This window comes from Halomicrococcus gelatinilyticus (assembly GCA_024227995.1).
In the GTDB taxonomy this organism is placed as follows: domain Archaea; phylum Halobacteriota; class Halobacteria; order Halobacteriales; family Haladaptataceae; genus Halomicrococcus; species Halomicrococcus gelatinilyticus.
On sequence record CP100465.1, the window covers coordinates 1,724,133 to 1,745,966 of the forward strand.

At 68.8% G+C, this 21,834-nt stretch carries 25 protein-coding genes; 14 read left to right on the forward strand and 11 right to left on the reverse strand.

What is annotated here, in order from left to right; all coding sequences use genetic code 11:
- Window positions 1–71 precede the first annotated feature (71 nt).
- Complete coding sequence (locus NKT36_RS09115; protein WP_327050738.1) at window positions 72–914, forward strand: polyprenyl synthetase family protein; 843 nt, start codon at window positions 72–74, stop codon at window positions 912–914.
- A 12-nt stretch (window positions 915–926) separates the two neighbouring features.
- On the opposite strand, the gene NKT36_RS09120 is transcribed toward NKT36_RS09115, so the two are convergent.
- On the reverse strand, window positions 927–2,021 hold the full coding sequence (locus tag NKT36_RS09120; protein ID WP_327050739.1) for a DUF373 family protein: 1,095 nt from the start codon (window positions 2,019–2,021) through the stop codon (window positions 927–929).
- Between the two features lie 87 nt (window positions 2,022–2,108).
- Here NKT36_RS09120 and NKT36_RS09125 point away from each other — a divergent pair, with 87 nt between their 5' ends.
- A complete protein-coding gene (locus NKT36_RS09125) occupies window positions 2,109–2,717 on the forward strand; it encodes an IMPACT family protein (protein WP_327050740.1) in 609 nt (202 codons plus the stop codon).
- A gap of 20 nt (window positions 2,718–2,737) precedes the next feature.
- Here the strand turns inward: NKT36_RS09125 and NKT36_RS09130 are convergent, their stop codons facing one another.
- The 3 genes from NKT36_RS09130 to NKT36_RS09140 form a co-directional block, all read right to left on the reverse strand.
- Complete coding sequence (locus tag NKT36_RS09130; RefSeq protein ID WP_327050741.1) at window positions 2,738–3,925, reverse strand: inorganic phosphate transporter; 1,188 nt, start codon at window positions 3,923–3,925, stop codon at window positions 2,738–2,740.
- A gap of 68 nt (window positions 3,926–3,993) precedes the next feature.
- A complete protein-coding gene (locus NKT36_RS09135) occupies window positions 3,994–4,680 on the reverse strand; it encodes a DUF5828 family protein (RefSeq protein ID WP_327050742.1) in 687 nt (228 codons plus the stop codon).
- A 51-nt stretch (window positions 4,681–4,731) separates the two neighbouring features.
- The gene (locus NKT36_RS09140; RefSeq protein WP_327050743.1) at window positions 4,732–5,124 is read right to left on the reverse strand and encodes a winged helix-turn-helix domain-containing protein; all 393 of its coding nucleotides are present in this window, start codon (window positions 5,122–5,124) and stop codon (window positions 4,732–4,734) included.
- A gap of 93 nt (window positions 5,125–5,217) precedes the next feature.
- Between NKT36_RS09140 and NKT36_RS09145 the strand changes: the two genes are divergently transcribed.
- Window positions 5,218–6,525: an MFS transporter gene (locus tag NKT36_RS09145; protein ID WP_327050744.1), complete on the forward strand. Its 1,308-nt coding sequence runs from the start codon at window positions 5,218–5,220 to the stop codon at window positions 6,523–6,525.
- Here the strand turns inward: NKT36_RS09145 and NKT36_RS09150 are convergent.
- Window positions 6,513–6,716 (reverse strand): hypothetical protein, encoded by a 204-nt coding sequence (locus NKT36_RS09150; RefSeq protein ID WP_327050745.1) that lies wholly within the window; start codon window positions 6,714–6,716, stop codon window positions 6,513–6,515. The two genes, NKT36_RS09145 and NKT36_RS09150, sit on opposite strands and share 13 nt — an antisense overlap.
- A 191-nt stretch (window positions 6,717–6,907) precedes the next feature.
- Between NKT36_RS09150 and ahaH the strand changes: the two genes are divergently transcribed.
- The 9 genes from ahaH to NKT36_RS09195 all read left to right on the forward strand — a co-directional run bounded on the left by ahaH (window position 6,908) and on the right by NKT36_RS09195 (window position 15,736).
- Window positions 6,908–7,240 carry an ATP synthase archaeal subunit H gene (gene ahaH / locus NKT36_RS09155; protein WP_327050746.1) on the forward strand — a complete coding sequence of 111 codons (333 nt, stop codon included), beginning with the start codon at window positions 6,908–6,910 and terminating at the stop codon, window positions 7,238–7,240.
- On the forward strand, window positions 7,227–9,383 hold the full coding sequence (locus tag NKT36_RS09160) for a V-type ATP synthase subunit I (RefSeq protein WP_327050747.1): 2,157 nt from the start codon (window positions 7,227–7,229) through the stop codon (window positions 9,381–9,383). Before ahaH ends, NKT36_RS09160 begins: the two co-directional genes overlap by 14 nt.
- Window positions 9,384–9,619: 236 nt before the next feature.
- On the forward strand, window positions 9,620–9,889 hold the full coding sequence (locus NKT36_RS09165) for a F0F1 ATP synthase subunit C (RefSeq protein ID WP_327050748.1): 270 nt from the start codon (window positions 9,620–9,622) through the stop codon (window positions 9,887–9,889).
- A gap of 22 nt (window positions 9,890–9,911) precedes the next feature.
- Window positions 9,912–10,493 (forward strand): V-type ATP synthase subunit E, encoded by a 582-nt coding sequence (locus NKT36_RS09170; protein WP_327050749.1) that lies wholly within the window; start codon window positions 9,912–9,914, stop codon window positions 10,491–10,493.
- Window positions 10,490–11,551, forward strand: a complete 1,062-nt coding sequence (locus tag NKT36_RS09175; protein ID WP_327050750.1) for a V-type ATP synthase subunit C — start codon at window positions 10,490–10,492, stop codon at window positions 11,549–11,551. Before NKT36_RS09170 ends, NKT36_RS09175 begins: the two co-directional genes overlap by 4 nt.
- A complete protein-coding gene (locus NKT36_RS09180) occupies window positions 11,548–11,889 on the forward strand; it encodes a V-type ATP synthase subunit F (protein WP_327050751.1) in 342 nt (113 codons plus the stop codon). The genes NKT36_RS09175 and NKT36_RS09180 overlap by 4 nt, the downstream gene beginning before the upstream one ends.
- The gene (locus NKT36_RS09185) at window positions 11,886–13,652 is read left to right on the forward strand and encodes an ATP synthase subunit A (protein WP_327050752.1); all 1,767 of its coding nucleotides are present in this window, start codon (window positions 11,886–11,888) and stop codon (window positions 13,650–13,652) included. Before NKT36_RS09180 ends, NKT36_RS09185 begins: the two co-directional genes overlap by 4 nt.
- A 1-nt stretch (window position 13,653) precedes the next feature.
- Window positions 13,654–15,072, forward strand: a complete 1,419-nt coding sequence (locus NKT36_RS09190; RefSeq protein ID WP_327050753.1) for an ATP synthase subunit B — start codon at window positions 13,654–13,656, stop codon at window positions 15,070–15,072.
- A 163-nt stretch (window positions 15,073–15,235) separates the two neighbouring features.
- A complete protein-coding gene (locus tag NKT36_RS09195) occupies window positions 15,236–15,736 on the forward strand; it encodes a hypothetical protein (RefSeq protein ID WP_327050754.1) in 501 nt (166 codons plus the stop codon).
- 68 nt (window positions 15,737–15,804) lie between these two features.
- Here NKT36_RS09195 and NKT36_RS09200 read toward each other — a convergent pair whose 3' ends face one another.
- Window positions 15,805–17,118, reverse strand: coding sequence for a bifunctional metallophosphatase/5'-nucleotidase (locus NKT36_RS09200; RefSeq protein WP_327050755.1), 1,314 nt, complete (start codon window positions 17,116–17,118; stop codon window positions 15,805–15,807).
- A gap of 132 nt (window positions 17,119–17,250) precedes the next feature.
- Between NKT36_RS09200 and NKT36_RS09205 the strand changes: the two genes are divergently transcribed.
- Complete coding sequence (locus NKT36_RS09205; protein WP_327050756.1) at window positions 17,251–17,943, forward strand: V-type ATP synthase subunit D; 693 nt, start codon at window positions 17,251–17,253, stop codon at window positions 17,941–17,943.
- A 102-nt stretch (window positions 17,944–18,045) separates the two neighbouring features.
- The gene (locus NKT36_RS09210) at window positions 18,046–18,564 is read left to right on the forward strand and encodes a GNAT family N-acetyltransferase (protein ID WP_327050757.1); all 519 of its coding nucleotides are present in this window, start codon (window positions 18,046–18,048) and stop codon (window positions 18,562–18,564) included.
- Window positions 18,565–18,570: 6 nt separating this feature from the next.
- On the opposite strand, the gene NKT36_RS09215 is transcribed toward NKT36_RS09210, so the two are convergent.
- The 5 genes from NKT36_RS09215 to NKT36_RS09235 form a co-directional block, all read right to left on the reverse strand.
- Window positions 18,571–18,870 (reverse strand): AzlD family protein, encoded by a 300-nt coding sequence (locus tag NKT36_RS09215; RefSeq protein ID WP_327050758.1) that lies wholly within the window; start codon window positions 18,868–18,870, stop codon window positions 18,571–18,573.
- Entirely contained in the window at window positions 18,863–19,624 is a 762-nt protein-coding gene (locus NKT36_RS09220; protein ID WP_407652164.1) for an AzlC family ABC transporter permease, read from the reverse strand. The genes NKT36_RS09215 and NKT36_RS09220 overlap by 8 nt, the downstream gene beginning before the upstream one ends.
- A 175-nt stretch (window positions 19,625–19,799) precedes the next feature.
- A complete protein-coding gene (locus NKT36_RS09225) occupies window positions 19,800–20,135 on the reverse strand; it encodes an ArsR/SmtB family transcription factor (protein WP_327050759.1) in 336 nt (111 codons plus the stop codon).
- 47 nt (window positions 20,136–20,182) lie between these two features.
- Window positions 20,183–21,112, reverse strand: a complete 930-nt coding sequence (locus NKT36_RS09230) for a branched-chain amino acid transaminase (RefSeq protein ID WP_327050760.1) — start codon at window positions 21,110–21,112, stop codon at window positions 20,183–20,185.
- Window positions 21,113–21,295: 183 nt separating this feature from the next.
- Window positions 21,296–21,787: a hypothetical protein gene (locus NKT36_RS09235; RefSeq protein ID WP_327050761.1), complete on the reverse strand. Its 492-nt coding sequence runs from the start codon at window positions 21,785–21,787 to the stop codon at window positions 21,296–21,298.
- Window positions 21,788–21,834 lie beyond the last annotated feature (47 nt).

Genomic DNA, 21,834 nt, shown 5'->3' on the forward strand with positions numbered 1-21,834 from the left:
ACCGACGTGAACCCGCGCACTGCAGTCGAACCCGTCACGTATTTGCGTCCCCCGTCCTGAAGGTTCCACGAATGGAGTACCTCGAGGCCCGCCAGGAACTGATCGAGGACCGTCTGGAGGCGGTCGTCGAGCAGGTCGACCCGGCGGAACTCTCCGACAGGCTCGCCCACACCGCGCTCTCGGGGGGGAAACGCGTCCGGCCGACGGTGGCGATGCTCGTCTGCGAGGCGGCCGGCGGCGAGGCGGCCGACGCCGTCGACTTCGGCGTCGGCATCGAGCTCGTCCACGACGCCTCGCTCGTCATCGACGACATCATCGACCGATCGGACGTCCGGCGCGGCACGACGAGCGCCTGGGCCGAGTACGGGCACGGCCCCGCCATCGTGGGAAGCGACGGGATGCTCGGCGAGGCGTTCGGGCTGTTCTCGCGCGACCCGCGCGCGATGGAGGTCGTCGCGGAGGCGATGGTCGAACTCGGTCAGGGCGAAGCGTCCGAACTCGTCGACCGTCCGACGAACCAGGCGGAGTACATGGAACTCGCGCGCCGGAAGACGGGGGCGCTCTTCCGCGCGGCGGCGGAACTCGGCGCGCTGGCGGCCGACGCCGACCCCGAGACGGTGGAGGCGTTCGGGGAGTACGCAGAGAAGGTCGGCGTCGCCTTCCAGATACGCGACGACGTGCTCGACGCCACGGCCGACCCCGGCGAACTCGGCAAGCCGACCGGACAGGACGCGGAGGTCGGCCGCCCCTCCGTCGTCGAGGTGACCGACCTCGCCGCCGAGGAGGCGAACGCGCTGGCCCACGAGCAGTCCGAGGACGCGCTCGCGGCACTGGACCGCGTCGACGCCCCCGACTCGGAAGCGCTGGGCTACCTCCGCGACTTCGCGACGTTCGTCGTCACGCGGGAGTACTGATTCTCGTAGCGTTCACGCCCGCGCCGGCCCGGACTTCGAGTACCGCGACTCGGCCACGGCGAACACCAGCGTGCTGGTCAGGCCGAGCATCGTCCCCGCGGTCAGCATGCCGGCGAGGTACTGCAGCGACACCTCGTTGAGGAAGTAGGCGCTCACGGCGTGGAGCACGCCGCCGATGGCGAGCACGTAGAACGGCGCGTTCAGGTAGCGCCACTGGAACCGGTTGGCGAGGTACTCGTCGGTGATCTGGCCGAGGCTGGACGTGATGCCGGCGGCGGCGAACCACGTCACCGCGCCGTATATCAGCGCCGCCAGCACCTGCGGCGCGCTCACGTTCCCGCCGGGCGCGTCGCTGCGGACCGCCTCCAGCGTCTCGACGCCGCTGACGCCGCCGACGACCAGCAGCGCCGCCGCCACGACGTAGGTGATGAGCGTCACCCGGCCGGCGTACAGGCCCGTGCGGACCATCTTCGCGAGGTGGTCGAACGTTCGTTCGAGGCCGAGTCCCCGGAAGAGGACGTACAGTCCCAGCAGGGCGGACGTGCTGCCGAACACCGCGCCCGGCAGGCCGACCCAGTCGGCGACGATGGCGAGCGGGTAGATGAGCAGCAGGATGCCCAGCGGGACGAGTATCGTCCCGCGCGTCTCCGGGTCGTTCAGCACCTGCTTGATGGTGTAGTACATCGATTCGAGGTCCTGCGCCTGGCGGACGACGACCCGGCGGACGCCGTCGACCGGCACCCGCGAGCGGATGACGGGGACGACGCTCTCGTCCTGGGCCCCGTCGGTCACGATGACGGCCGTGACCTCCTCGCTGGTGGTGAGGCTGGCGAGGACGGTGTCGACCTCCTCGCCGACCTCGCGGTTCGCGTTGACGTCGTCGCCCTCGGTCCCGGTCACGACGGCCACCTCGACGCTCTCCTCGGCGTCGATGCGGTCGTAGAGGTGGACGCCCTCGAAGATGACGTTCACGTCGCTGTCTTCGGGGTCGGCGGTCGCCAGCGCGACGGCGGCGTCCTCGACGGCGTCGCGGCCGACGACGGGCGTGTCGAAGTCCGTCTTCCGCCCGAGGTCGTCGTCGAGGTCCACGCACAGGACCAGCAGCATCGGCGGCATCTACGTGGCCCGCGTTTAACTCTTTTCGGGAGGCGCGAACCCGCGCCTTTTCAGTGGTGGGCCGCAAATCCCCCGACGATGGCCGGAGAGACGTACAGAACGGTGGCGGAGCGGGGAGAGGCGGCCTTCGAGATCCGCGGCTCGGAGTTCGTCGGGTACGCCGCGCCCGCCGACACGGTCGAGGCAGCCGAGGCGTTCGTCGACGCCATCCGCGAGCGCCACCCGGACGCGACGCACAACGTGCCAGCCTACCGCGTCCGCGCGGACCCGCTCCGGGAGTACCAGAGCGACGCGGGCGAGCCGACGGGGAGCGCGGGCAAGCCGGCGCTGAACGTCCTCCAGCAGCGCGACGTCGAGAACGTCGCCGTCGTGGTGACGCGGTACTACGGCGGGACGAACCTCGGCGTCGGCGGCCTCGCGCGAGCCTACTCGCGAGCCGTCAAGGAGGCGGTCGACGACGCCGGCGTCGTCGAGGAGCGACCGCACGACCGCCTCAGAATCACCGTCGAGTACGACGACTCCGGCACCGTCCGCGGCATCATCGAGAGCGCGGACGCGGAGTTCGAGGCGACCTACGAGGCCGACGTCAGCTTCGCGGTCCGGGTCCCGACCGCCGAGCGCGAGGCGCTGTGTGACCGCGTCCGGAGCGCGACAAGCGGCCGCGCCGACATCAGCGTCGAGGAGTAAACGGTTCTGGAGAAGCGGGGTTACCCGAGCGACCGGATGGCGGTGAACACGCCGTAGCTCACGCCGAACGCGAGGACGAGCGAGGCGACCCACGCCAGCACGGTGAACAGCATCTTCCGGCCGCTGACCCCGCCCTCGCTGGCCGCGTAGCCGCTGCCGACGATGGCGCTGACGATGATCTCGTTGAACGAGACGGGGATGCCGAAGAAGACGGCGCTCTGGGCGATGGCGAACGAGGGGATGAGCGCCGCGATGGAGCGGCGCGGCCCGAGCGCGGAGTAGTCCTGCGCCAGCGCCTTGATCATCCGGGGCGCGCCGGTCCACGACCCGGCGAGCAGGCCGAGGCCGCCACCGACCAGCACCCCGGTGAGCGGGAGTTCGAACGGGTCGAGCAGGGGCAACAACGGTCCGATGGCGAGGCCGACCTGGCTCCCGCCGGCGGAGAACGCCACGAGCGCGCCGAGCGCGAGCAGGAAGCGTCGCTGGCCCGCCGTCGCGTCCGCGACGAGTTGCTGGCGGAGCAGTCCGGCGACGGCGACGGTGACGACGAGCGAGGTGAGGAGCGCGCCCGCGTCGAACCCGGCGACGGCCGGGAGGGCGAGTTCGCGACCGACGGCCGCCGACAGCGACGCGCTCTCGCCGGGTGGCCCGAGCAGGACGAACTCGATGTTGGCGACGATGAGGCCGACGACGCCCCCGAGCAGCGGGATGGCGACGGGCTCGGGGACCCGCTCGTTCCGGAGGAAGCGCGCGGTGCCGTACGCCGCGCCGCCGCCGAGGAACGGCGTCGCGACCCACAGCGTCGCAATCTGCTGGTACTTCGCCCACGCGGGCGCACCGCCGAGCGCGAGGCCGACGCCGACGATGGCGCCGGTGACCGTGAACGCGGTAGCGATGGGATAGCCCGTGAACACGCCGACGGCGACGAGGAAGGCGGCGGTGAGCAGTCCGGTCGTGGCGGCCATCGGCGACAGCGCCTCGCCGACGATGAGTTCGCGGCCCACGGCCTCGGAGACGTTGGCCCCCTGGAGCGTCGCTCCGAGGAAGCCGAGGATGCCGACGAGGAAGCCCGCGCGCATCACCGACAGCGCGTTCGCGCCGACGGCGGGGGCGAACGGGGTCGACCCGCTCGACCCGGCACCGATGGCCCACGCCATGAAGAAGCTCGCAACCCCGGCGACGACGAGCGTCGACAACCCGCTAACCATACCCGGACCGTATCTCCTCCGGTTTCAATAGTGTGTCGACACCGAGCTGGGTTCGTCCCGGCGCTCGATCAGGTCGTGTCGAAGTTCCCGTCGCCGCCGTTCTCCGGCGCGTCGACGCCCTCGGCGGCCTCGACGCTCTCCGTCTCCTTCTCCGTGTCGACGTGCCAGCGGTCGATCTCGTCCTCGTAGTCCGCGAGCCGGTCCGACACCTCCTCTTTGAGCTCGTCGTCGTTGACGTTCACCTCGAAGATGAACTTCTCCTCCTCGTCCGTGCGACTCGTCTGCTGGAGGTTGGCGCTCACGAGGTCGTTGTCGAAGTAGTAGGGCGCGAGCTGGGTCATCACGTTCTGGTAGACGGTGTCCTCGACCCGCCGGATCGCCTTGCGCCCCGCCGAGTCGGCGGCGCGGGCGACGTAGTTCACGGAGTCCTGCCAGCGGTCGACCGCGCCCTCCGTGTCGTCCTCCTCCAGCTTCTCGTACGACTCGGTCAGCTTCTCGCCCGCCGTCTTGAGGTCCTCGTCGGGTGCCTCGCCCGCCTGTTCTCCCTTGCCCTCGCTGACGTGGGCCTGCTCGGCGGTCTTCTCCGCGACGTCGTCGCCGAGTCGTTCGTGGGTCTTGGGTCGCCACTCTTCCCACTCCTCGAACGCGTCGCCGGTCGTTCCGGCCTCCCGGAGCGCCTGGGTGATGCGCTCGCCGTGTTCCACGACGTCGCCCCAGTCGCCCCGTTGCTTGAATCCTGAGATGCTCTCTTCCATCAGATTGGTGCTCCCGTAGGTCTTCCGTCGATATACCTTTTGTCCCCGCCGTCACGCCCACGGCGCGCGGAGGTGCACGTGGAAGTACTTCCCGCAGTCCGACTCGCCGCAGACCGGACAGCCGTCCTCCCGGACGTCGGTCGCCCCGTCCGCGACGGCCGGATCCGCTTCCACGTCGCCGGCCGCGATGACCCGCGACCCGGCGTGCCCGAGCTCGTATCCGCCGTCCGTCTCCCGAAGGAAGTACGCACAGAGCTTCGTCAGGTGGTAGTTGAACTTCCCCGTGTCGCGGACGCCGACGCGCTCGCGCAGTTCGGTGAACGTCAGCGACCCGTCCGCCTCCGCGAGCTCTCGCAGGATTGCCATCCGGATCTCGTTGCCCAGCACCTCGAGGGCGTCGGTCGGGTCCTCGCCCATGAGGTCCTGTCGCGCGGCCGTCATCATCAATCTACCGTCCGCGCCAGCGGAACTCTAATCGTTCCTACAGAACTGGCGTTCACGGAACGCTCAAGACCGTCTCCCGCGTCGGACTCCGACGTGACCGCCACCGACTCCGGGGCGTCCGCGCTCCCCGACCGGGTCGCCGCGCTCCTCCCCACGTCGCTCGCTCGCCGACTGGCCGTGCTCGCCGATCCGGGGTTCCGCCGACTGCTCGCCGCGCGCAGCGTCAGCAAGTTCGGCGACGGCCTCTACTCCGTCGCGGCGATGTGGCTGGTGTACGACCTCACGGGGTCGACCGCGTACACCGGCCTCGCGGGCGTGCTCACGCGCGCACCGGGAGTGTTAAAGATCCTCGTCGGACCGCTCGTCGACCGCGCCAGCCTGGACCGCGTGCTCACCTACTCGGAGGTCGTCCAGGGACTCGTCGTGCTGGCGGTGCCGCTCGCCGCCGCCCTCGGCCACCTCGACGTCGTCGTCGTGCTCGCGGTGATGCCCCTGCTCGCGCTGGCGAACCTGTTCGCCGGACCGGCCCAGACCGCCGCCCTGCCCCGACTGGTCGACGAGGACCGCCTCGTCCGCGCGAACTCGGTCGCCTCCGTCGTCTCGAAGACCGTCGACACGACGTCCAACACCGTCGCGGGCGCGCTCGTCGCCCTCGCCGGCGGCGTCGCGGTGTACGTCGTCGACGCCGTCACCTTCGCGGTCGCGGCGCTGGCGTTCGCCTCGCTGTCGGTCCCGACCAGACCGGCGGAGGGCGAGTTCGCCGCCGGGAACTACCTCGCCGACCTCCGGGCGGGAGTCGCCCTGCTCGCCGGGTCGGTCGCCGGACGCATGCTGGTCGCGAGCACGTTCGCCAACTTCCTCACCGGCGTCGCGCTCGCGGTCCTGCCCGCGTTCGCCGCCTCGTTCGGCGGCGCGTCGACGTACGGCCTGCTGCTCGCGGGGATGACCGCCGGCACCGTCGTCGGCTCCGTCGCCGCGTCGGGCGTCGACGGCCTGCCGATGGGTCGCGTCACCGTCGTCGGGTTCGTCGCGTCCGCCGCGCTCTGGACCGGTGCAGTGGTCGTCCCCGGCGTGCTGGCGACGGTCGCGCTGTTCGCCGCCTCGCGGGTGCCCCACGGCGTGTACAACGTCTCGGCGATGGCGACGGTCCAGACCGGCGTCCCCGACGACCTGCTCGGGCGCGTCTCCGCGACCGTCGGCAGCGCGTCCAGCCTCGTGCTGCCCGCCGGCATGCTGGTCGGCGGGCTGGCGGGCGAACGACTGGGGAGCAGGACGGTGATGCTGCTGGGCGGCGTCGGAACGGTGCTGGCGGCCGCCTACTGGCTGGCCCTGCCGTCGCTACGGCGGTTCGGGCCGCCGACGGCGGTCACGCCCGGCGAGTTCGGCGGTCAGCGGCCGTAGGTGATCCGCTGGACGAACGCATCCAGCCGTCGCTTCGCGCGCCCGACGAGCTCGACGTGCCAGCTCGCCGCCCGCAGTTGAGCCTCGTCGACCTCGATTCGGTCGCCGTCGTAGGCGTCGCCACCGCCCGTCGCGTCGACCACCGACGAGAGCCCGCAACGGCCGCAGGACTCGGTCTTCCGGTCGTCCATGTCCGCTCGTACGGCACCCTCCTTGTTACGTGTTCGGATGGCGCGAAGCGTCTCGTCTCCGGCGAACGCCGAGGCGTTCGACTTCCAACCGCGGCAGGTCGGCGGCCGCCGCGGTCGCGGTTCGCGTCCCCGGAAGCGGTTCCGCAAGTAGTTTATAGCCGCTCGCGCAACGTTCCGCTTGATTACAGTACATGCCGAGGCCAGAGGTTCTCGAACGAGTCAAGGAGGCCGAAAGCGAGGCTGACGAAATCGTTGCCGAGGCCGAGGAGGACCGCGACGAGCGGATCTCCGAGGCTCGACAGCGCGCGGAGGAGATCCGCGAGGAAGCCGAGACGGAGGCCGCCGAGCTGGAGGAGCAGCGTCTGGCAGAGGCGCGCGAAGACATCGAGGCCGAGCGCGAAGAGATCCTCGCCGAAGGCGAGGAGGAGCGCGAAGTGCTCGAGTCGCGCGCCGAAGAAAACGTCGACGACGTCATAGAGCACGTCGTCAACCGGTTCCGGGAGGCGGTGCATGCTCAGACCTGAGCGAATGAGCAAGGTCTCGGTGACGGGATCACGGCGGGTGATGGACGACGTCATCGAGGCCATCCACGAGCTGAACCTGGTCCACCTGTCCAACTACGACGACTCGTGGGAGGGGTTCGACCCCGGCAACCCCATCGAGGGAGCCGACGAGGCGTCCGACAAGCTCGTGACGGTCCGCTCCATCGAGAGCATCCTCGACGTCGACGAGGAGGACGCGGGCCCGAGCCGCATCGTCACCGACGAGGCGCTCGAGGAGGAGCTCGCGGACATCCGCGAGCAGGTCAACGACCTCGACGACCGTCGCAACGAGCTCCAGGGCGAGCTCCGGAGCGTCGAGGAACGCATCGACGCCGTGGAGCCGTTCGCCGAACTGGGCATCGACCTCGACCTCCTGTCGGGCTACGACAGCCTGCAGGTCGCGGTCGGTGAAGGCAACCCCGACGCCGTCCGCGACCTCCTCTCGGACCACGACGACGTCCGGGAGTTCGAGCTGTTCGCCGAGGACCGGACGATGGCGGTCTTCGCGCGGCCGACCGCCGACGCCGACGAGGACGCGCTGGACGAGGCGCTGGTCGGCATCGACTTCGCCGCCCACGAGATCCCGGACGCGTCCGGCAGTCCGAGCGACTACGTCGACGAACTCCGCCACGAGCGCCAGCAGCTCGAATCGGAGCTCGACGACGTCGAGAACGAACTCGAAGAGGTTCGCCTCGACGCCGCCGGCTTCCTGCTGGCGGCCGAGGAGAAGCTCTCCATCGAGGTCCAGAAGGCGGAGGCTCCGCTCCAGTTCGCCACGACGAAGAACGCCTTCGTCGCCGAGGGGTGGATTCCGACGGAGAACTACGCCGACCTCGAACGCGCGCTCGACGATGCCGTCGGGGACCACGTCGACCTCGAGGAGCTCGAACGCGCCGAGTACGAGGAGCACGACGGCCACCACGCGCCGCTCGAACAGGCCGAGGTCGCCGCCGACGGCGGCACGGTGTCGATGGGCGACGACGACCCGCCGGTCGTCCAGGACAACCCAGGCCCCGTGAAGCCGTTCGAACTCCTCGTCGAGACCATCAACCGGCCGAAGTACTTCGAGTTCGACCCGACGGTCATCCTGTTCCTGACGTTCCCCGTGTTCTTCGGGTTCATGATCGGCGACCTCGGGTACGGGCTGCTGTACATGGCCATCGGTTTCTGGCTGTACACCGGCTTCGACTCGGACGCGATCCGGAGCCTCGGCGGCATCGCCGTCTGGGCCGGCGCGTTCACCGCCATCTTCGGCGTCCTGTACGGCGAAGTGTTCGGCTTGCACCAGCTCGGCGAGATCGTCTGGGGCGGCAACCCGCCGATGCACAAGGGTCTCCAGCCCGCGTACGGCGACTACGCCACCGCGTGGCTCGTGCTGAGCCTGCTCGCCGGCATCGTCCACCTCACCATCGGGTGGGTGTTCGACTTCATCGAGAACCTGAGCCACGGCATCGTCGACGCGATGCAGGAGAGCGGCTCCTGGCTGATGATGATGTTCGGCCTGTGGGCGTGGATCTTCGCCAACACGCCGCCGTGGGGCGCGGCTCCCCCACTCCTCGCCGGTCCGGAGAGCATCTTCAACGGCAACCCGTTCGCGTTCGGGTTCACCACCCTGCCGGAGACGGCCGGGCTGGTCGGCATCGCCGTGTTCTTCGTCGGTCTCGTCCTGCTCGTGTCGGGCGACCCCGTCGAGGGCGTCGAGTTCCTCAACGTGCTCGTGAACGTCCTGTCGTACACCCGGCTGGGCGCCGTTCTGCTGGCGAAGGCCGGCATGGCGTTCGTGGTCAACCTGCTGTTCTTCGGCGTCTACGTGACCGGCGACCCCGGTCACGAGGCGTGGCACTTCGGCATCAGCCACATGCCACACGTCGGTGACATGGCCCACGGCCACGAGGTCACCAGCATCATGTTCCCCGGCCTGGTCCACTCCGGCGCCGCGGGCCTGCTGGTCGGCCTGCTGATCCTCGTGCTCGGCCACCTGCTCGTGCTCGCGCTCGGTGTCACGAGTGCCGGCCTGCAGGCGGTGCGTCTCGAGTACGTGGAGTTCTTCGGCAAGTTCTACGAGGGCGGCGGCGAGAAGTACACGCCGTTCGGCTACGAGCGGTCGCACACGACGCAGGACTAGACCGCACGTCGCCGAACGCCCACCGTCTTCGTTCTGCCTCGGCTCTTCAGCGTACGCTCTCGTCCGCGAGGGGTGTTAGCGCGACTCCCGTTCCCTGTGTATTGCTACCATGATTTTTCGGCTACAGTCCCCGAAACACCCGAATCCGTCCGGTCCGTTTGGGAAGTTTTATGACGCCTGTGGCGTGAACTTCCTCCTGTTCGGTTACGAGAGAGCCTACGGAGGACCAAGAAATCATGTTCGAATTCGTATTCGCGTTCGTCAACACACTCGCACCGCTCGCACAGGACCAGGCCGCAGCTGCGCCGGCCATCCCGCCGAAGGCCGCCGCCGCGCTCGCTGTCGGTCTCGCCGCGCTCGGTTCCGGCTACGCGGAGCGCGGTATCGGTGCCGCGGCCGTCGGCGCCGTCACGGAAGACCAGGACCTCTTCGGTACGGGCCTCATCCTGACGGTCCTGCCGGAGACGCTGGTCATCCTGGCGCTGGTCACGGTCTTCGTGGTCTAAACGCACCCCATCCCTCTTCATTATGAGCCTGGAAACGGTAGCTGAAGATATTAGGAACGAAGCCCGCGAGCGCGCGGAGGAAATCCGCGAAGACGGCGAAGCCCGAGCAGCGGATATCCTCGACGAGGCCGAAGCCGACGCGGACGACATTCTCGCGGCGAAAGAGAGCGAAATAGAGAACGAGATCGAGCAGGAGCGCGAACAGCGCCTCTCCAGCGCGAAGCTCGAAGCGAAGCAGAAGCGCCTGGAGGCCCGGCGCGACGTGCTCCAGGAGGTCCGCGCAGACGTCGAGGAGCGCGTCGGCAACCTCGGCGGCGAGGACCGGGAGGAGCTGACGCGGACGCTGCTCGACGCGGCCGCCGAGGAGTTCGACTCGGACGACACCATCACGGTGTACGGGCGTGCCGACGACGAGGAACTGCTCACCGACGTTCTCGCGGACTACGACGGCTTCGAGTACGCCGGCGAGGTCGACTGCCTCGGCGGCGTCGTCGTCGAGAGCGAGCAATCCCGCCTCCGCGTGAACAACACGTTCGACTCCGTGCTCGAGGACGTGTGGGAAGACAACCTCAAGGAAATCAGTTCACGGCTGTTCGAGCAATGAGGGCGACAGACGAATCGGGCACCTCGAACTACGAGTACGTCAACGCCCGCGTGAGGGCGCGTCGAGCCGCGCTGTTCGACGACGAGGACTACCGCAAGCTGCTCCGCATGGGACCGGGCGAGATCGCCCGGTTCATGGAGGAGTCGGAGTACGAGTCCGAGGTCAACGCGCTCGGCGCGCGGTACGACGGCGTCGACCTCATCGAGTACTCGCTGAACCGCAACCTCGCGAAGCACTTCAACGACCTGCTCGACTGGTCCGGCGGTGACCTCTACTCCTTCATCGCCCGCTACCTGCGGAAGTTCGACGCCTGGAACGTCAAGACAGTCGTGCGCGGCATCTACGCCGACGCCGACCGCGAGGACGTCCAGTCCGACCTCATCCGCGCGGGCGAGTTCGACGACGCGTTCCTCGACCGACTGACGGAGGCCGGCTCCATCGAGGACGTCGTCGACCTGCTCGACGGCACCATCTTCGGCGATCCCGTCGACGCGGCGTACGAGGACTACGAGGAGAGCGGTCTGCTCGTCCCGCTGGAGAACGCCGTCGACCGCGCGTTCTACGAGGAACTGATGGCGGGCGTCACGGAGTCCCAGAACCGTGCGCTCCAGCTGTACGTCGAGTTCCTGCAGGCCGAGATCGACTTCCGGAACGTCCGGAACGCACTGCGCATCAGCCGGAGCGGTGCGGACATCGACCCCTCGGAGTACTTCATCGAGGGCGGGCGGCTGTTCAGCGCGAGCGAGATCGCGCAGCTGGCCGGTAACACCGACGAACTCGTCGCGCGCATCCGCGACAGCACGTACGGTCGTGACCTCGACGACGCGCTGGACGAACTCGAACGCGCCGACAGCCTCATCGGGTTCGAGCACGCACTAGACGCTGCACTGCTCGAGTACTCGGACCACCTCTCGTACGCTTTCCCGCTGTCGGTGTGTCCGGTGCTCGCGTACGTTCTCGCCAAGGAGCGCGAGGTGGACAACATCCGCGCCATCGCACGCGGTCGCGAGGCCGGCCTCTCCGAGGACGAGATCGAGGAGGAACTGGTGATACTATGAGCCAGGAGATAGCCGTCATCGGCAGTCCGGAGTTCACGACCGGGTTCCGGCTCGCCGGCGTCCGGAAGTTCGAGAACGTGCCGGAGGAGCAGAAGGAGGCGGAGCTCGACGACGCCGTTTCTCGCGTCCTGGACGACGACGACGTCGGCATCATCGTGATGCACGACGAGGACATGTCGCACCTCTCGCGGAACGTCCGCAACGACGTCGAGACGAGCGTCGAACCCACCCTCGTGACGCTGGGTGGCGGCGCGGGGAGCGGCGGTCTCCGCGACAAGATCAAGCGTGCAATCGGTATCGACCTTATGGAAGAAGACGAACAAGGAGACAACGAATGAGCCAAGCAACAGAATCTGACGTCGTTCGAGAGGACGGCGTGATCGAGAGCGTGAGCGGTCCCGTGGTTACCGCAACGGACCTCGACGCCCGGATGAACGACGTCGTCTACGTCGGCGACGAAGGGCTGATGGGCGAGGTCATCGAGATCGAAGGCAACATCACGACCATCCAGGTCTACGAGGAGACGTCCAACGTCGCACCCGGCGAACCCGTCGAGAACACGGGCGAGCCGCTGTCCGTGGACCTCGGTCCGGGCATGCTGGACTCCATCTACGACGGCGTCCAGCGCCCGCTGACGGTCCTGGAGGACAAGATGGGCGCGTTCCTCGACCGCGGTGTCGACGCACCCGGTATCGACCAGGACGACACCTGGACGTTCGAGCCCACCGTCTCGGAGGGCGACGAGGTGTCCGCCGGCGACATCGTCGGGACCGTTCCCGAGACCCAGAGCATCGAGCACAAGGTCATGGTCCCGCCGGACTACGAGGGCGGCGAGGTCGTCGACGTCAAGAGCGGCGAGTACGCCGTGACGGAGACCATCGTCGAACTCGACAACGGCGAGGAGGTCCAGATGCAGCAGGAGTGGCCGGTCCGCGAGGCGCGGCCCGCCCAGGACAAGAAGACGCCGCGGACGCCGCTGGTGACGGGCCAGCGCATCCAGGACGGCCTGTTCCCGCTCGCGAAGGGTGGGACGGCGGCGATTCCGGGGCCGTTCGGCTCCGGCAAGACCGTCACCCAGCAGCAGCTCGCCAAGTGGGCCGACGCCGACATCGTCGTCTACATCGGCTGCGGCGAGCGCGGCAACGAGATGACGGAGGTCATCGACGACTTCCCGGAGCTGGAGGACCCCCAGACCGGGAAGCCGCTGATGTCCCGGACCTGCCTCATCGCGAACACGTCGAACATGCCCGTGGCCGCGCGCGAATCCTGCGTGTACACCGGCATCACCATCGCGGAGTTCTACCGCGACATGGGGTACGACGTCGCGCTGATGGCCGACTCCACCTCGCGGTGGGCGGAGGCCATGCGCGAGATCTCCTCGCGGCTGGAGGAGATGCCCGGCGAGGAGGGCTACCCCGCGTACCTGGCCGCGCGCCTCTCGGAGTTCTACGAGCGTGCCGGCTACTTCGACAACATCAACGACACCGAAGGCTCGGTCACCGTCGTGGGCGCGGTCAGCCCGCCGGGCGGTGACTTCTCCGAGCCGGTCACCCAGAACACGCTGCGCATCGTGAAGACGTTCTGGGCGCTGGACGCCGACCTCGCGGAACGGCGTCACTTCCCGGCCATCAACTGGAACGAGTCCTACTCGCTGTACAAGGACCAGCTCGACCCGTGGTTCCAGGAGAACGTCGCCGAGGACTGGCCGGAGACGCGCCAGTGGGCGGTCGACATCCTCGACGAGGAGGACGAACTCCAGGAGATCGTCCAGCTCGTCGGCAAGGACGCGCTGCCCGAGGACCAGCAGCTCACGCTCGAGGTCGCCCGCTACATCCGCGAGGCGTTCCTCCAGCAGAACGCGCTGCACGACGTGGACACCAACTGTCCGCCGGAGAAGTCCTACACCATCCTCAAGGCCATCCAGACGTACAACGACGAGGCGTTCGAGGCGCTCGACGCGGGCGTCCCGGTGGACGAGATCACCGACATCGACGCCGCACCGCGGCTGAACCGCATCGCGACGACCCCCGACGACGAGGTCGACGAGTTCGTCGCGGACCTGGAGTCCGACATGAAAGAGCAGCTCAGGGAGAAGTACTAACATGAAAGAGTACCAGACCATCACCGAGATCAGCGGTCCGCTGGTGTTCGCCGAGGTCGACGAGCCCATCGGGTACGACGAGATCGTCGAGATCGAGACGCCGGCCGGCGAGACACTGCGCGGCCAGGTGCTCGAATCGAGCGACGGTCTCGTCTCCATCCAGGTGTTCGAGGGCACCGAGGGCATCGACCGCGAGTCCTCGGTCCGTTTCCTCGGCGAGACCATGAAGATGCCCGTCACGGAGGACCTGCTCGGACGCGTCCTCGACGGGTCTGGCCAGCCCATCGACGGCGGCCCCGACATCGTCCCCGACCGGCGCGACGACATCGTCGGCGCGGCGATCAACCCGACGGCCCGCGAGTACCCCGAGGAGTTCATCCAGACCGGCGTCTCCGCCATCGACGGCATGAACACGCTGGTCCGCGGCCAGAAGCTCCCCATCTTCTCCGGGTCCGGCCTGCCGCACAACGAACTCTCGCTCCAGATCGCCCGCCAGGCGACCGTTCCGGAAGAGGAGGACGCCGGCGACGACGACGAGGGGACGGAGTTCGCAGTGGTCTTCGGCGCCATGGGCATCACCGCGGAGGAGGCCAACGAGTTCATGGAGGACTTCGAGCGCACCGGCGCGCTGGAGCGCTCCGTGGTCTTCATGAACCTCGCCGACGACCCCGCAGTCGAGCGGACGGTCACGCCCCGCCTCGCGCTCACCACGGCGGAGTACCTCGCGTTCGACAAGGGCTACCACGTGCTGGTCATCCTGACGGACATGACCAACTACTGTGAGGCCCTGCGCGAGATCGGTGCGGCCCGCGAAGAGGTGCCGGGTCGCCGTGGCTACCCCGGGTACATGTACACCGACCTGGCGCAGCTGTACGAGCGCGCCGGTCGTATCGAGGGTCGCGAGGGCTCTGTCACCCAGATCCCCATCCTCACGATGCCGGGCGACGACGACACCCACCCCATCCCGGACCTGACGGGATACATCACCGAGGGGCAGATCTACATCGACCGCGACCTCAACTCGCAGGGCGTCGTCCCGCCGATCAACGTGCTGCCGAGCCTCTCGCGGCTGATGGACGACGGTATCGGCGAGGGCCTCACCCGCGAGGACCACGGCGACGTCTCCGACCAGATGTACGCCGCGTACGCGGAGGGTGAGGACCTGCGCGACCTCGTGAACATCGTCGGTCGCGAGGCGCTCTCCGAGCGTGACAACAAGTACCTCGACTTCGCCGACCGGTTCGAGGAGGAGTTCGTCGACCAGGGCTTCGACACGAACCGCTCCATCGACGAGACCCTCGACATCGGCTGGGACCTCCTCGGCATGCTGCCCAAGGAGGAGCTCAACCGCATCGACGAGGAGCTCATCGAGGAGCACTACCCCGAAGGCGAGGAAGCCGAGGAAGTCGCCGCCGACTGACGCCACGGCTCCGTTCTCTCTCGTCTTTCTTCCACCGTCGCGAGCGGCGTAGCCGCGCTCTCCGATGGCGAGCGGCAGTCTGCGAGACTGCAGTGGCTCTTTCACCCTCCGGAGTACTTTTCATACAGTCGAACCAGTTGCGAATATGGAACGTCGCAGGTCCTTGTCGCTCGTGCTCGTCGCCTGCGTGCTGCTCGCGGGCTGTACGGCGACCAGTCCGTCGACGGCTCCGACGGAGACGACCAGTGTCACGTCTGCGACGCCCACCGAAACGACGTCGACCTGTCCGCCGGACGAGGACCTCGCCCGCAGACCGCTCCCGGACGCCCCCGAGAACGTCACCCGGGAGAGCGTCCGGTCGTTCGCCGCGGCATACGAGGAGGCGTCGGTCTGGAACCGCGAGCGAGCGGACTCGACGCTCTCGCTCGGCGTACACGTGTCCGAGGCGACCGTCGTGAACCGGACCGGGACGGGCTACGTCGTCCACCTCGAAGGCGGGTTCTCCTTCGAGGAGTGCCTCGACGGAAGTGGCGTCGCCGGCGAGGGCATCGTCCGGACGAACTACTTCGTCAACGAGACCACCGTCGTCCGACTCGAAAGCCCGGACAGTCGAGCCGCCGACCCGCGAAACGGCGGGACGGTCGTCGAGCGATTGGTGTCCTGACGACTCTTCGACGGCCGGCGTTCGGTGACTGGTCCCCCTGAGCGACGGCGACGCCACCCGTCACTCGCTCACCGCGACCGGAGACGTCCCTCGCGGGCCACGTCCAGGCCGCCGTCGCGTGCGTGCGCGAGCAGCGCCTCGTGCTGGGGACCGTGGCTCGCCACGACGCGGTCGCGGGCGAACGCCGACAGCACGTCCGCGTGAGAGAGGTAGCTCATGGCGGCGACGTCGTACTCGCGGTCCGACTCCAGTCGCTCGCCGCCGACGAAGACCGTCTCGTCCCGTACCGTCGCCCCGCCCGAGACGAGGCGGCCGTGCGTGTCGTCGACCGCGGTCCGTCCCGCGAGCAGCGCCTCGCGGAGGTCGCGACCCGGAACCCGGAGTTCGACGAGGTCGGAGCCGAACGGGGCGACGCCGATCACGTCGGCGGTGGTGACCTGTCCCTCGAGTCGCCGGCGGACCGACGCCTCGAACGCGAGCCCGACGTCTGCGCCCGCGACCTCGCGGTAGGCGTCGGTGACGAACCCGGCGACCGACGGGCGGTCGAGTGGCTCGCCGAGACGTGCCACCACCTCGTCGAGACCGAGTCGGTCCCGTCGGGCTCGATAGGCGTCGGCGACCGACTCGTCGACCGGTGCGCCCGCGACGTCGAGGTCCTCGACGGTCGGCTCTCCACCGAGTTCGACCTCCACGAGGTGCGCGCCGGCGGGCCGACGGACGAGGAGCGTCCCGTCGACTCGTTCGGTGACGCGCTCGTGGTCGTGGCCGCCGAGGATCACGTCCGCGTCCACGTTCCGGGCGACTTCGGCGTCCGTCGCGCCCGCGTGCGAGCAGATCACGACGTACTCGGCGCCTCGCTCACGGCAGGCGGCGGCCGCCTCGCGCGCGGCCGCGACCGGGTCTTCGAACGCGCAGTCGACCGCGTACGACAACGACGCCGTGTCCGGATGCGCGAGTCCGACGACGCCGACGCGGCGGCCGTCGACCTCGAACACCTCGCTCTCGGCGACGTCGCCGGGGAAGTCCTCGACGTTGGCGCAGAGCCACCGCGGGGGCGTCGACGCGGCGAAGTCCGCCAGCCAGTCCGGGCCGTGGTCGAGGTCGTGGTTGCCGAACGTGTCCGCGTCCGGCCGGACGGCCTCGAAGAACTCGCGGGCGACGCCCCGGCCGTCGTCCGAGCAGAACGAGAGCGAACAGAGGGCGGTCGTGTCCCCCGACCCCAGCACGAGGGCGTCGTCGCCGCGGCGGTCGTCGATGCAGCCGGCGAGGCGGCCGACGCGTTCGGGGTGGTCGTAGACGCTCTCGAGGTCCGCGTAGTGGAGGAGGCGGACTGGCTGACCTGATTCCTTGCGGTCCGTCGGCTGGTCGGAGTCGTCGGACATGGTTTGGCGGTGACGCGTCCCGGGGGACGCGCCGGAGTTGTCCGCGGGTTGGTGGACGGGGGTGAAAAATCTGGCCCCGGGAGGAGTCGTCTGTAAACAGTTAACCCGCTTGAGCCACAAGACCCCGCCAAGATGGCCAAGGACGTCAAGCCCACTCGGAAGAACCTGATGCAGATCGAGGACCGCATCGAGCTCTCCGAGCGCGGGCACGGGACGCTGGAGAAGAAGCGTGACGGCCTCATCATGGAGTTCATGGACATCCTCGACCAGGCCCAGGACGTCCGTTCCGGGCTCAACGAGGACTACGAGGAGGCCCAGCAGAAGATCAACATGGCGCGCGCCATGGAGGGCGACGTGGCGGTTCGCGGTGCTGCCGCCGCGCTCAAGGAGCACCCCGAGATCACCACCGAGTCGAAGAACATCATGGGCGTCGTCGTGCCCCAGATCGAGTCCTCGAAGGTGAAGAAGTCGCTCGACCAGCGCGGGTACGGCGTGCTCGGCACGAGCGCCCGCATCGACGAGGCGGCCGAGGCCTACGAGGAGCTCCTGGAGAGCATCATCCTCGCCGCCGAGGTGGAGACGGCGATGAAGAAGATGCTCACCGAGATCGAGACGACCAAGCGCCGCGTCAACGCCCTGGAGTTCAAGCTCCTCCCCGAGCTGAACGAGGCCCAGGACTACATCGAGCAGAAACTCGAGGAGCAGGAGCGCGAGGAGATCTTCCGCCTGAAGAAGATCAAGAGCAAGAAGGAAGAAGAGGAGAAGGAGGAGCGCCAGGCCGAGGAGGCCGAACCCGTCGAGGGCGAAGTCGTCGCGACGAGCTAGCGCGTCGACCGCTTCCCCTCTTCTCGCTGTTCTCGCTTCTTCCGGTACCTTCCGTCCCGTAGCCACCGCGTCGGCTCCGCGGTCGTCCCCGTGCTGGGGACCGTGGCTCGCCACGACGCGGTCCTCGTCCGGCGGGAGGAGAACCGCCGTTCTCCGAAGCTACTTGGGTCCGCGCCCGGACGGTGGGCGCATGGTGACGCCCTGACCGCTCGACGGCGGCGACGCCCCCGAACTCCGGTCGTCTACGCCGACCACCCACCGTGGGCAGACCGGACCGGGGCCGAGGTCCGCGAACTCCTCGCGAACACGGACGAGGCCGTCGGCCTCCGCGAGGCGGCCGGCGCGCTCGTCGCCGCGGCCCGCGTCCTGACCGACTACCGCGAGTACGGGATGGTGTACGACGTCGTCGTGGCCGACGACCGTCGCGGCGAGGGCCTCGGCGTGCGACTGATGGAAGCGGTCGCGTCCCACTCCGCGCTCGACGACGTCCACCTGGCGCTGCACTGCCGCGAGGACCTCGTCCCCTTCTACGAGCGCTGCGGGTTCACGCCCCACGACCGCGACGTCGAACTCCCGAACGGCGAGACGATGACCTATCGCATCGTGGCGCGCGAGGACTGACCGTTCTCAGGCGCGCAGCAGGAGCAGCGCGCCGACGCCGGCGACCAGCGACAGCAGCACGCTGTCGGTGCGCCAGGCGACGAGGACGACGAGCGCGCCGGCCGCCCAGGTCGGCGGCCCCGCGCTCGCGAGTTCGGGGAGGACGACCGCCACCACGAGCGCGCCGGGCAGGGCTTCGAGGCCGGCCTCGGTCCGTTCGGACACCTCGACGCGGCCCAGCAGCCAGAGGCCGCCCGCCTTCGTGACGTAGGTCGCGACGCTCATCCCGAGCACGACCGCGACGACGCGCGGGTCGAGGTCAACCATCGTAGCGGGCCACCTCCACGAGGCTGCCGGCCAGACCGCCGAGCAGGATGTACCACTTCCCGGGGAGCATCCCCGCGGCGAGAAGGGCGACGCCGCCGGCCGCCGTCCACGGCAGCAGGTCGGACCGGCCGTCCCAGAGGTCGACAGCGAGCGTGAGGAAGATGGCCGCGAGCACGAAGTCCAGGCCGTACCGCGCCGGGTCACCGACGACGCCGCCGGCCGTCGCCCCGACGACGGTCGCGGCGACCCAGAAGCTCCAGATGGCGACGCCGCTCCCCAGCAGGAACGCGCCCTGGCGGCTTCCCGCCTCCAGTTCGCGCATCGTCAGCGCCCAGTTCTCGTCGGCGGTGAAGAAGACGCTCCCGTACGCGCGCACGGGCGAAAGGTGCCGGAACCACGGGCGCAGGCTCGCGCCCATCAGCAGGTACCGGAGGTTGACGACGGTCGTCGTGACGAGCAGGGTCGCCGCGGGGATGGGCCACCGCCACAGCTCCACGGCGACGAGCTGGGCGGCGCCCGCGAGGACGGTCGCGCTCATCAGCGCCGCCTCGGCGACGCTCAGCCCCGCCTGTCGCGCGATGACGCCGAAGACGACGCCGTAGCCGGCGACGCCCAGCGCGACGGGCACGCACTCGCGGTAGCCGTCGCGGAACCCCGTCCACGAGAACGTCACCGCGCGGTCCGGGCTGGGCCCCCGCTCGCGCTCCGTCCCGGTACTGGACTCGCGCGCACTGCCGTCTGTCTCCGCGCTCACCGCGCTCCCTCCGTCGCGGCTCGCTTCGCTACTCGCCCGTTCCAGGGAGTCGGTCGTCGGTCGACGCGTCGCTCCGGTCGCGGTTCGACAGGCCACATCCGTCGTCGACCACTACCCCGCTCCAGCGGCCTAAGTGCTCGGAGAAGAGGCGTTCTCCTTCGGGGGCTCCGGGGTGTTACTCCTCGTGCGCGACCGCCGCGTCGACGGTCTCGACGAGCGTCGCCCCGCGGTCGCTGAGCGCGTACGCGCCGTCCTGCCGGACGAGGAGGCCGTCGTCGTCCAGTCGCCGGAGGTGGTAGTTGAGCTTGCCGTTGTCGTCGACGGGCGAGGCCGCCCTGAGGTCGGTGTACGAGAGCGGCTCTGCGCTGTCGGCGAGCGCGGTGAGGATGCCGAGCCGGTTCTCGTCGGAAAGTGCCTCGAACGTGGTCGACGCCCGGGCGAGGTCCGCCGGCTCGGGGGTCGTGGCTCCGTCCTGCTCCTCGTGGGGCCACAGCCAGTGGGGGATCGCCATCGCTCGTCGGTACGGACGGTTTCAACAAAAAGAACGGTGGTCGGTCGCTAGACGTAGGTGAACCACTCGTCGTGGTCGTCGATGCGCCGGTGGACGAGGTCGAAGAACCGCGACTGGATCTCCTCGGTGATGGGACCGCGACCGCCGTTGCCGATCTCGACGTTGTCGACCTTCCGGATGGGGGTGACCTCCGCGGCGCTGCCGGTGAAGAACAGCTCGTCGGCGGTGTTGAGCTCGCCGCGGCTGATGCTCACGTTGTCGTGGACGGTGTAGCCCATCTCCTCGGCGAGCGTGATGACGCTCTGGCGGGTGATGCCGTCGAGGATGCTCTCGGAGAGCCCGGGCGTGTAGAGTTCGCCGTCGCGGACGAGGAAGAGGTTCTCGCCGGGCCCCTCGGCGACGTTGCCCTCCTTGTTCAGGACGAGCGCCTCGGCGTAGCCGTTGCGGCGGGCCTCCTCGCCGGCGAGCATGCTGTTGACGTACAGGCCCGTCGTCTTCGCGTTGGTCGGTATCTGGCTGGAGGCGTGCTTGCGCCACGAGGAGACCATCACCTCGACGCCGTTCTCCAGCGCCTCCTCGCCCAGGTACGCGCCCCACGGCCACGCGGCGATGGTGACGTCGGTCGGACACCCCTCGGGGTTGACGCCGAGGCTGTCGTAGCCGAAGTAGGCGATGGGACGGACGTAGCAGGACGCCAGGTCCTCGCGGTCGATGAGTTCCAGCGTCGCCTCCGTCAGCTCCTCCGGCTCGTACTCGATGTCCATGTCGTACGGCTTGCAGGAGTCGTAGAAGCGCTCCAGGTGTTCCTCCCAGCGGAAGATGGCCGGGCCCTTCTCGGTGTCGTAACAGCGCACCCCTTCGAACACGCCTGTCCCGTAGTGTAGGCCGTGGGTGAGGACGTGGATCTGTGCGTCGTCCCAGTCGACGAACTCGCCGTCCATCCAGATCGTATCCACGTCCATCTCGTCGAAGCTCATACGTCAGTCCCATCGAAGGCCAGGGTTATCAGCTTTGACGATTGTCCCTGGACGATTGTGGACGAGGACGGGGGGAGACCTGCCGTTCCGCCGACGGGAGTCGCCGAACGGGCACTCGCACGAGACACGTCCTTCTGCCCCGTGGTTTCGGAGTTTCCACGCCTGGCGTTCGCGACAACGCTCTCACTCCCGCCACGGGTGGTCCGGGGGAAGGTCGGCGAACTCGTCCTCTCCGTGCTGTTCCTTCACGATGTTCACCAGCAGCCCGTCGACCAGCAGGTCGTAGACGTTGACCGCTGCGATGGCGATGCCGCCCACGACGGCGAGATAGCTCCCGAGTCGCGGGTCGTCGTAAATGATGATGACGGCCCCCATTCCTGCGAACATCGTCCCGAGGAGGAACGAGTCCGCCCGGATCGAGTCCTGGCCGAACGGGGCGAAGACCTCGTACACCGTCATACCGAGCGTGAACGGGTACGCCCAGAATGGCACCCAGCGCCCGGCGCCGAATGCGTACGTGGTGCCCGTCTTGTAGCCGGAGTCGTGGACCGCCCACGGGAAGACGAACGAGGCCAGCAGCAACCCGTAGCCGAGGTAGAGGACGGCAGCGCGGGTCGGCGCGACGGCGAACGCGTCGCGCGGGTCCAGGAATCTCGTCGAGTCGAAGACACCCATCGTTACGAACTGACGGCAACGTGTCAAAAAACTTGGGGCGTCGAAAA